We start from the raw sequence: 10,855 nt of genomic DNA, 5'->3' as shown, positions 1-10,855 counted from the left end.
AGATCCTGGACTGAGCGAAGCGAGGGAAGCAGCTCGACCCCGCCCGCGGAAAGCGTCCGCCCGTAGTGGAAATCAACGGCTTTACTTTATTTCATTGTAAAAGAAAAAAGACTGTAGGCAAACTCAATTCATTGAGTTTGTCTACAGTCTTTTTCCTTTTTAGAATAAATAGTAAAAAAACGTTGCTTTCCGTTCCAGGTGCTCCCTTTCCGCATGCACGGCTCCAACTAATTTTTGCGACGGATCGCCGCAAAAATGGATTTTCCGCAAGTGCTGTTCCTGCAGGAGTATCACGCCTTCCACGCCAATCAACTTGTATTGCCTACTGATTATTCTGCTCTAACCTGCTAACCATACTTGAAGTAGTAACGCAAGAACACTTAGTCTACAACTACAGGCTGCGATTGATTTCTTGTTTAGCTATCCATTAGTAGAAAACCTATATTCACCTTAGGGCATCCACGTATCCGTTCAATGCGTCAAACTATCAAAGTAGTTGAAGCGATATGGCCCTATCATTGGTTTTTAGGGTTTGGCTTTCTGACAAAGGTCTCTCATTTCTCTACTGTAAAAATGATGGAACATCCGTTCCGCAATGACAGATCTTTTTAGTCTTTCGGTCCGCTTAAATGTAGTTGATAAAACACTAAATCCAGCCATTCTTCAAATTTATAGCCTGCATTTTTTATCGTTCCCGCATATTCAAAACCCAGCTTTTCATGCGCCTTAATGCTTCCTAAATTTTCAGCATCAATACCCGCTACAAGTGTTTTGACCCCATTCTCCTCTGCTATACGTATTAATTCACGCATCAGCTTAGTCGCAATACCTTTCTGATAATGCTCCTTATGCACATACACCGAATGCTCCATCGTATGCTTGTAACCAGGATATGGTCGGAACTGGCTATAAGTAGCAAAGCCAGCCACTTCTCCATCTTCCTCAAAGACTAACAGCGGATTATCAGATTGTTTTTGCTCATCAAACCACTGTCTCTTCTCATTTAATGTTTGTATTTCATAACGGTAGACAGCTGTGCTCGTTAAAATGATGTCATTGTAGATGTCTAAAACCTCTGGTAAATCTTTTACTTCCATTAATCGAATCATTATATCCACGTCCCTATTTTGAGAAAAATACATCTCTGTAAACATCAGGTATTGTACATATTATACAAAACAAATTACACCTTAAGGTAATGGATGTCTGGAGATATTGAATATGTACAAATACAAGTCGATATCCGTGACATCCACCGAAGTGTAACTCTGATGCTACTATATAAAGTTAAACCATCTGCTTTAAAATTACACGTTGAAATATCGTGCATCTGGATGGGCAAACACAATCGCTGACACAGACGCTTCCGGCTCCATCATAAAGCCCTCCGTTAGATGAACACCAATATCCTCTGGCTTTAATAAGCCAAATAATTTCTCTTGATCTTCCAAGTTTGGACACGCTGGGTAGCCAAATGAAAAACGTTGACCCTGATATTTCGCAGCAAAACGATCACGCATCGTGAAGTCCGTAGCATCCGAGAAGCCCCATTGATCACGAATTTCTTGATGCATACGCTCAGCAAAACCCTCTGCTAATTCTAGTGCCGTGGATTGTAGCGCATGACTCTCCAAGAATTTCCCCTCTTCTTTTAACTGGCGTGCCGTCGCCATCACACCTTGTCCAGCTGTGACAACCAGGAGTGCAATATAATCCATTTCTCCGCTTTCTACTGTTTTCAAGAAATCTGCTAAACACATAAAAGGCTCAACCTGTTGACGCGGGAATGTAAAACGCTCAATTTCTGTTTTACTATCTGCTGGGTCATAAACTATTACATCATCACCATCTGCTTGTGCTGGGAAAAACTGATACATGCCGGATGGTTTCAATAAGTCGCTTCGTAGATAGCCATCCACTAAATCTTTGAGTTCGGTAGCACGCAAATCCCCAGCTTCTAGTAATTGTTGCACTTGCCCTTTTAAGCCTAAATGATGACCAAGTAATGTACGCATATTCACGTAAGGATATAAATGTGATACGGAATACTGTTTTTTCACATGGCGACGAACATCTGCTGGTAAGAAAACAGTTGCATCCTTAACTGTACGTGCAGGCTTAAGCGTTAGTTCTTTCACAGGTCGCGCCGCTCTTTTTTCATCGGCCTCTAATCGCTTTTGACGCGAGTCTGCAACTTCAGCCAAGAAGTTCTCGCGCGTCTCCGTACCCATTAATAGGTTGGCCTGTTCTAAACCTTGCATTGCATCTTTAGAATAAATAACAGGACCATCGTATTCATTAGCAATTTTCGTTTCTGTAAAACGACGAGACAATGCTGCACCACCGACTAAAATTGGTACATCAATCCCTGCTTCCTTAAAGTCCTGTGCGGTAATCACCATTTGTTGAGCAGATTTTACAAGTAAGCCAGACAGTCCGATGAAATCAGGCTTCTCCTTGCGAATAGCCTCGATTAACTGTGCTGGTGTTACTTTGATACCAAGGTCAACTACCTTAAAGCCATTGTTACTTAAAATAATATCAACTAAATTTTTCCCGATATCGTGTACATCGCCTTTTACAGTCGCAAGCACCATTTTCCCTTTGCCTGCGCTTTCTTCATTTCTCTCCATGAATTGCTCAAGGTGCGCTACTGCAGCCTTCATAACACCTGCTGATTGTAGGACTTCCGCTACTATTAGCTGATTATCGTTAAATAAGCGTCCTACCTCAGCCATTCCTTCCATTAATGGTCCGTTAATAATATCAAGTGGTGCATCATAAATTTTCCGAGCAGCGTCTAAATCTTCAATTAAGCCTTCCTTTGTACCCTCTAAAATATAGTAAGCTAAACGACCTTCCACTGTTTTTGGAATATCTGCTTCAGTCTTTTCCTTCTTCTTATCACGATAAAAATCAGTGAATACGGCAAGTGTTTCATCATTCGTATTGAATAATAAATCATTGGCTAGCTTAATTTCCTCTTCTGGAATAGACGCATAGCGCTCTAGCTTCTCCGTATTGACAATCGCATAATCTAAACCAGCGAGTGTACAGTGATATAGATAAACAGCATTCAATACCTCTCGACCAACTGGTGGTAAACCGAATGAAATATTACTTACACCTAGCACGGTTAATGCTCGTGGCATTTTTTCTTTGATAAGTCGAATTCCTTCAATTGTTTCAAGTGCTGAGCCAATATATTGCTCATCTCCTGTACCTACCGGGAACATTAACGGATCAAAAATAATATCTTCTGGTGCTAGACCCCATTTTTCCGTTAGTAATTTATAAGAACGTTCAGCAATTTCTAATTTGCGCTGACGATCCACCGCCATACCCTGCTCATCAATTGTACCAACAACTAACGAGCCACCATATTTTTTCACAAGAGGCATAACCGCATCAAAACGTTCCTCGCCGTCCTCAAGGTTAATGGAGTTGATGATGGCCTTACCTTGAGAGAATTTTAATGCTTCCTCGATGACTTTTTCATCTGTAGAGTCGATTACAAGTGGCACTTTTACCTTTTTCACTACCTCTTGCATGAAACCACGCATATCTTCCAATTCATCACGGTCAGGGTTTGCTAAACAAATATCAATGACATGCGCTCCATTTTTCACCTGCGCGCGAGCAATTTCTGCTGCTTCTTCAAACTTACCATCTATAATTAAGTTTTTAAATTTACGTGATCCGATAACATTTGTTCGTTCCCCGATAAATAGTGGTCGCATAGAATCATCATAGACTAATGGCTCAATCCCAGATACAACATGTCCATGTGTAGCTTCAGGTAATTGACGGGGTTTTTCATCTTTTATCGCTTCACGGATAGCTGCAATATGTGCTGGTGTAGTCCCACAACAGCCGCCAACAATATTTAGCCACCCTTTATCAGCAAAGCCTTTTAATTTCTGTGAAAGTGACTCTGGTGATTCATGATAGCAGCCTTCTTCGTCCGGTAAACCTGCATTTGGATAACAGCTAATATAGCCAGTAGAAAGCTCTGCAAGCGAACGAATATGGTCTGTCATAAATTCCGGGCCTGTAGCACAGTTTAAGCCAACTGATAACGGCTTAATGTGCTCAATTGAAATATAAAATGCATCAATTGTTTGACCTGCAAGTGTTGTACCCATTGGTTCAATGGTACCTGAAATCATTACCGGAATTTCTTGTCCCGTAGTTTCAAAGGCACGTGATACTCCCAGTGTTCCCGCCTTTACGTTCAGCATATCCTGACTCGTTTCCAGTAGCAGAACATCTGCACCTGCTTCTATTAAAGCTTTCGCTTGCACATAGAAGTTTTCCTCTAGCTCATCAAATGTAATACCACCGGTTACCGATAAGGTTTTGGTTGTCGGTCCCATGGCCCCCGCTACAAAACGTGGCCATTCTTGTGTAGAAAACTGATCTACAACCTTACGAGCAATCTCCACCGCACGTTTATTAATGTCTTCTGCCTTGGCGCCAAGATTATATTCGTTTAAGACGAGTGGTGTACCACCAAACGTATTTGTACAAATAATATCTGCACCCGCTTCTAAATATTTTCTGTGAACCTTTTCAAGTACATCTGGTCTTGTGAGCACAAGATTTTCATTACAACCGTCAAGATCCTCACCGCCAAAATCCTCTGCTGATAAGTTTTCATTTTGTAGCATTGTACCCATTGCGCCATCAAGAATTAAAATTCTTTTCTCAAGTTGCTCTTCAATTAAGTGCTTAGCCATTTATACGTACCCCTTTTTTCTGTTCATCCAATTGCTCAATATATTTCATCAACTCTAGTGTCATGTCATAGCGTAAAAATGGTGTGATTAAGTAAATACCATTGAAATATTCTGAAGCTACTTCAACTAATTCTTTTGCAATCGCAATTCCTTCCAATGTTGCACGGTCCTTATCTTCACCACAAGCCTTCATACGTGCTAATGCATCCTCCGATAATTTGATGCCCGGCACTTCATGGTGTAAAAACTCTGCACTCTTATAGCTCGTAACAGGCATAATTCCTATATAAATCGGTGCATCTAAATGTTTGGTTGCCTCATAAATTTCTACAATTTTTTCCTTCGTATACACAGGCTGTGAAATAAAATAATCTGCACCATGTTCAATCTTCTTCTCTAATCGTGCTACAGCACGTTCCAATACACGTACATTCGGATTGAATGCTGCCGCTACTGAAAAGTTTGCCTTTTTACGAAGTGGTTTTCCGGAAAATGATACCCCTTCATTTAACTGTTTAATAAGTTGAATAAGCTCCATTGAAGATACATCATAAACACTTGTCGCGCCGGGAAAGTCGCCTACCTTCGTGGGATCCCCAGTAACAGCTAAAATATCATGAATCCCAAGTGCATTTAAGCCCATCAAATGCGATTGTAGACCAATCAAGTTACGGTCACGGCATGTTATATGCGTCAGTGGTCGTATTCCTTGCGTTCCCTTCAGCAAAGCGCCCATTGCTACATTGCTAATGCGCGGGGAGGCTAAAGAATTATCCGCCATCATCACCACATCGGCACCTGCATCGTAGAGCTTTTTGGCACCTTTCATAAAACCATCAATTTCTAAATGTCTTGGTGTATCTAGTTCTACAATGATCGACCGCTCTCGCTTGACCTTTTCATGTAACGGCTCAAACGTTGTTGGTTCTGCCTCACGAACAATTTCAATCTTTTCTGGCTTTGCATACTTTTCTTCCACAGGTGCTAGCTCTTCTAAGTATTTTTTAGCCGCCGCAATATGCTTGGGTGTCGTTCCACAACAGCCCCCGATTAAACGTACGCCTTGATCGCGTAAAGCTACTGCAGCTCGACCAAAGTAATCTGCCTCTGACTCATATACCACACGTCCGTCCTCCACATCTAACAGAGAAGCATTCGGATAGGCTGACATAAATGCCTTGTCAGGAAGCTCTACGCCTTCAAACGCTTGAATAGTATGATGTGGGCCTAGTCGACAGTTAACACCAACTACATCCGCACCGAGTGTCTCTAACTCATGTAAGGCATGATTTAATGTCATCCCGTTTTGCAATACACCAGGTTCATGCATGGATACTTGTGCAATAATCGGTAAATTTGTTTTCGTACGTAGCATGGACAACGTTGCTGTTAACTCTTCAAAATCATAATATGTTTCTAGTAAAAGGCCGTCTGGATTGCCTGCAAGTAACACAGTTGCCTGCTCTTCAACAGTCACTAAGATTTCTTCTAAAGTTGCATCACTTTTACGAATACCACGAATTCCTCCAATTGTGCCAAGTACAAATTGTCCACCATCTGCCGCTGCACGCTTGGCAATCGTAATGGCCGCTTCATTGAACTGTTGCACACGCGCTTCTAAGCCGTAGCGCGCTAATTTAACCGCGTTGGCACCATATGTATTGGTTTGGATAATATCAGCGCCCGCAGCAATATATTCACGATGAATTTTTTCAATTAATTCTGGTCGTTGTACATTCATTTCCTCATGGCAGTATTCCAAGCCATAACCATATAACACTGTGCCTATTGCACCATCTGCTGTTAAGACGTGTGTTTTTAACTTTTCAAGCAATCCCATAAAACATAACCTCGCTTCCCTTGTTTTCAACATAAAATATAAAAAGCCTTCTTTTACAAAAAAGAAGGCTTTAACGAATCGTAATTGTTTTTTCCTTCTCATCTTCGGACCAACAAGGTCTTCTGGATTTAGCACCTGACACGAAGTTGGTTGCTGAAGCGTCACAGGGCCAGTCCCTCAGCTTCTCTTGATAAGAATGTATTATGAATTTTTTAAATAATTAAAAGAATCATATCGTTTACAAACGATAGAGTCAAGACTATTTCACGTAACAAAGGATTTTTCACACGAAATATATGTTTTTTGAGTTTTTCCTAAAAAATCAAGATAATTTTTCTGCTAGCTCTTCACCAATTTTTTTACCATTTTGAATACAAGCACCGATGCCTACGCCGAAATAAGAACAACCTGCAATTGATAAATTAGGATATCTTTCTGAAAGTTCAGCTGTTAGCCCCTTTAAAGCTTCCTGATGAGCCAAATCATATTTAGGCATTTGATTAATCCATTTTGAAACATTCACAACTGTTGGTTTCTCCTCAATACCTAAGCTTTTTCGCACATCATCTAGTGCTACTGCAGCCAGTTCCTGCTCTGTCATTGCTCGTAATTCCTCATACGCAGGGTTAATGCTCTTATAAAATAATCGCACAAGTAATTTACTGTCTGCTGAAGTATGCTTCCATTTTCGGCTCGTCCACGTTGCCGCATTGCATTGTAAATTAGCATTGTGTGACACGATAAAGCCCGTCCCGTCTGCTGGTAGGACAGCATCTGGTACATCAAAGCCTAAATAAATCGTAATCGCTGATGCTGTATTAAATCGTTCAAAATAATTATTTAATGACGTGTCCTGCAATAAATACTGTACCGCTTCGTTAGGTAATGCTAATACAATATGATCTGCTTCCATGTTCACACCATTTGCTAACGTAATTACATAGTGATTTTCTTGCTTCGTTACCTGTGTTGCGGCTATCCCTTTGAGAATTTCTACATCCGTTAATGTTTCTTCAAGTCGGTCAATAAGTGATGATAAACCTTTTTTAAATGAAATAAATTTTTTATTTGCAGCTTTCACAAATTGCTCACGGTTCGCATCAAAACCCTTGATCACACTACCATAATCATTTTTATAATCAATTAAATACGGTAACGTTGAGCCAATCGATAGTTGATTTAAGTCACCAGAGTATACACCAGCTAGTACTGGTGCTATTTGATTTTGAACAAGTTCATCACCTAAATAGTATGTTAAAAACTCACCAATGGAGCTTTCTTTTGTAAAGTCAACATTGGGCATTGTTAAATCTTTTAATGCCTCCTGTTTTCCTGCTTCTGAAACAAGTGTACTTGCTTCAAGAGATGCTAGACTCATTGGAATACCAAATGTCGTGTCTGTTGGAATTGCATGTAACTCATTATTAGTATAGATATAAGATATACCCGTTTCGTTGAATACAAGTTCTTCTTCAAACTCAAGCTCCTGTACTAGCTCCATGACCCCTTTATGTCGTGCCACTATAGAATCTGCTCCTGTTTCCATTATAAAGCCTTGTTCATAAGCGGAATGTAGCTTGCCTCCTAAATAGGCATTTTTTTCAATGAGCACCAGTTTTACATCCAAGTTTTTTTCCCTCACCTGGCGTTGTAAATAATGCATCGTACACAACCCTGTAATTCCGCTACCTAATACAACCACTGTTTTCATCTTAACCGCCCCTATTTCTTTATTTCTCTCCATTCAGTATAAACGCTTTTCGCAAAGAATTACGTTAAACCCTTTACAAATTTAGCAAAAATGGATTTTTCAACATAGCTTCCAAACATATCAGGGGTCTGCTTTATCTAAGTAATGTGCTATGTTTTTCGTGAACAAGATAAAAGACGTATGTGGCCAACTGAATATCGGTCACCACGATGTGTGCTCCTATCGCTTCTTCACTTTATTCTTTTGCTATCGCAGATAAATTGTCATAGGGTGTGACAACCCTTAGCCTCTAGCATATCATGGACGAGATTATACACTGGGCGATTCATTACTGTGTATGCAATAATTTCGCCATTACATAAATCAAGGACAGGTGATAAATAGCGTTTCTCACCAAATAGATGGAACTCTGTCACGTCTGTTACCCATTTCTCGTTCATATTCTTCGTTGTAAAATCACGTTGTAATATGTTTGGGGCAATTTTTCCGACTTTTCCTTTATACGAACGATACTTCTTCATACGGACTTCACATTTTATGCCAATGGCATTCATCAAACAATTAATCGTTTTAGGATCATGATGAATGCCGTATTTTTTTAGTTCTTTGGTAATCCGACGATAACCATAACGTCCTTTGTGTTCATGATAAATGGACTGAATTGCGGCTTTCACATCCGTGTATTTATCAGTACGATTCAAACGCTTTTCCCAGTAATAATACGTACTACGTGGAATATCAGCGACTTTGATGAATTCCACCACTTCATAAATTCCCTTTAGTTCATAAAATTAAGTACATTCATTTTATAGTCAGCTGAATATTTTGTATAGGATTTTAAGAAAGCCTCTACACCATTTTTTTGATAACGGCGAATCCAATCACTGACAACTCGATCTGTCACTCCGATATCTTTCGCAATTTCACTCATGGATTCATCTCCATTTAAGTATCGTTGTACTGCTTGAATACGTTGTTCAACACTTACCTTTGCCATAAAAAAAATCCCCGTAAAAGTTAGATTGGTGTCTAACTTTTACGGGGCAGATCAAAGTGAAGTAGCATGCTTTTATCATCTTATAGATAGCTCCAGTTTCTATGTCAAAAGCACAGTCAGGTCTCTAGTCTAAGTTAAATTTTGTGCGAAGTTTGCTAACTTGTCTGCTGAATCTGTTACTTCGTTAAAAGATAGTCCAAGCTCACTTAAAATTTCTGTAACAGCCTGTACTTCTTTTTCCATACGGTCATTTTGACATTTTGCTTCTGTCATAGCTTCCAATATTTTATTGAATTGACCTTTCGTTTGTACCATATTTTCCTCACCAGATGCTACCTCTTCTTGAATATTACTAAGTGAATAAACGAGTTTGTCTGTCCGCTCATTCGTTTTCTGCAATAATCTCGCCACTGCGGTGACTGATTCTTTCGTTTGGCCTGACAATTTCCGTACTTCATCTGCTACAACACTAAAGCCTTTTCCAGCATCTCCAGCACGAGCAGCTTCAATTGCAGCATTTAATGCTAGTAGGTTTGTTTGGTTCGCAATATTTGTTACAACATTCATAATCGATTCCATTTCCTTTGACATATCTGACAATTGTTCAATGTTATCTGTAATGTGATCGAGTGAGTGAATAATATTATTCATATTTATAGATTGGTGTTGTAATCGTTCTCGACCTTCTAGTGCCTGACTTTCGGCTAAAGTGGACACATGAAGAGATTTTTTTGCCAATTGTTTAATTTCATCGGATTGCATATTTAATAGATGAAAGGAGGCATTTGTTTCTTGAGAAATCGCAGCAAGACACTCTGAGGATTCTACAATTTTTTTTTCGACCTCTTCTTTTCCACGTTCAACGTTTTCCTTGAGTTGCACAACTGTATTCTCAAAAGACTCTAATACTAGCTGCTGTTCAAAATTTGAAATCTTAGAGATAGCACGAATCGTGTTGAATTGGTCAATCGGATGTGCTACATGTTTTTCTACTAAGTCTGTAAATGATATGCATAAATCTTGGAAAGCACAAATATACCATTGTGTTCTAAGTCCAATATGTACATGTACTTTTGCAATACTAACTCGTCTTTTATAAAAGTCTTCATCTATATTTCCATTAAACATTTCAACGATATGACGACGGAGTGTGACTTTCAACTTTTCCACAGAACTGTGTCTATTAATGATGTCAACTAAACTTTGCTCAGTAACAATCATGTCATAAAATCGGTCAACAATGTGATTAATATTGCCCTCAACAAATGGTTTGAACGCTTTTAAATATTGTAAATCTTGCTTTGTTAAATTGAGCATTTCAATCTGCTTTAGCATTGGCTGGTGATTAGAAATATCCATTTTAACGGTGTATTGTTGCAAATCTAATGCCGTTGCCTTTTTTTGCTTCTGAAAAATCACACATTTTCCCACTTTCATTAACGATTACTTTTGAAAAGCTGAGCCATATCCTATATCCGTTTACCAATATATATTTATAAATATTCAAAAATATTCCAATATCTTAAATAATATTACAATAAAATAACATCATATAATTCCACAAAAAT

The 10,855-nt window shown here is 39.2% G+C and carries 7 protein-coding genes, 1 pseudogene and 1 riboswitch; of the genes and pseudogenes, 1 reads left to right on the top strand and 7 read right to left on the bottom strand.

Going from position 1 to position 10,855, the window contains the following annotated elements; genetic code table 11:
* Positions 1 to 344 precede the first annotated feature (344 nt).
* Positions 345 to 567 (top strand): annotated as a pseudogene (locus C9J35_RS24290) (IS5/IS1182 family transposase); the annotation flags it as partial.
* Positions 568 to 608: 41 nt separating this feature from the next.
* Here C9J35_RS24290 and C9J35_RS17440 read toward each other — a convergent pair.
* From C9J35_RS17440 to C9J35_RS17410, 7 genes are all read right to left on the bottom strand, one after another.
* Complete coding sequence (locus C9J35_RS17440; RefSeq protein WP_107925564.1) at positions 609 to 1,109, bottom strand: GNAT family N-acetyltransferase; 501 nt, start codon at positions 1,107 to 1,109, stop codon at positions 609 to 611.
* A 198-nt stretch (positions 1,110 to 1,307) separates the two neighbouring features.
* A complete protein-coding gene (gene metH / locus C9J35_RS17435) occupies positions 1,308 to 4,739 on the bottom strand; it encodes a methionine synthase (RefSeq protein WP_107925562.1) in 3,432 nt (1,143 codons plus the stop codon).
* A complete protein-coding gene (locus C9J35_RS17430; RefSeq protein WP_107925566.1) occupies positions 4,732 to 6,579 on the bottom strand; it encodes a bifunctional homocysteine S-methyltransferase/methylenetetrahydrofolate reductase in 1,848 nt (615 codons plus the stop codon). Before C9J35_RS17430 ends, metH begins: the two co-directional genes overlap by 8 nt.
* Before the next feature lie 95 nt (positions 6,580 to 6,674).
* A riboswitch (SAM riboswitch) is annotated at positions 6,675 to 6,776 on the bottom strand.
* A 125-nt stretch (positions 6,777 to 6,901) separates the two neighbouring features.
* Positions 6,902 to 8,290, bottom strand: coding sequence for a protoporphyrinogen oxidase (gene hemG, locus C9J35_RS17425; protein ID WP_107925560.1), 1,389 nt, complete (start codon positions 8,288 to 8,290; stop codon positions 6,902 to 6,904).
* A gap of 263 nt (positions 8,291 to 8,553) precedes the next feature.
* The gene (locus C9J35_RS25110) at positions 8,554 to 9,054 is read right to left on the bottom strand and encodes an IS3 family transposase (protein WP_167396000.1); all 501 of its coding nucleotides are present in this window, start codon (positions 9,052 to 9,054) and stop codon (positions 8,554 to 8,556) included.
* 14 nt (positions 9,055 to 9,068) lie between these two features.
* On the bottom strand, positions 9,069 to 9,287 hold the full coding sequence (locus tag C9J35_RS25105; RefSeq protein ID WP_107925556.1) for a helix-turn-helix domain-containing protein: 219 nt from the start codon (positions 9,285 to 9,287) through the stop codon (positions 9,069 to 9,071).
* A gap of 129 nt (positions 9,288 to 9,416) precedes the next feature.
* Positions 9,417 to 10,706 carry a globin-coupled sensor protein gene (locus tag C9J35_RS17410; protein WP_107925554.1) on the bottom strand — a complete coding sequence of 430 codons (1,290 nt, stop codon included), beginning with the start codon at positions 10,704 to 10,706 and terminating at the stop codon, positions 9,417 to 9,419.
* Positions 10,707 to 10,855 lie beyond the last annotated feature (149 nt).

The organism is Lysinibacillus parviboronicapiens (genome assembly GCF_003049575.1).
Classification (GTDB): domain Bacteria; phylum Bacillota; class Bacilli; order Bacillales_A; family Planococcaceae; genus Lysinibacillus; species Lysinibacillus parviboronicapiens.
This window is presented reverse-complemented; position numbering and strand designations above follow the sequence as displayed.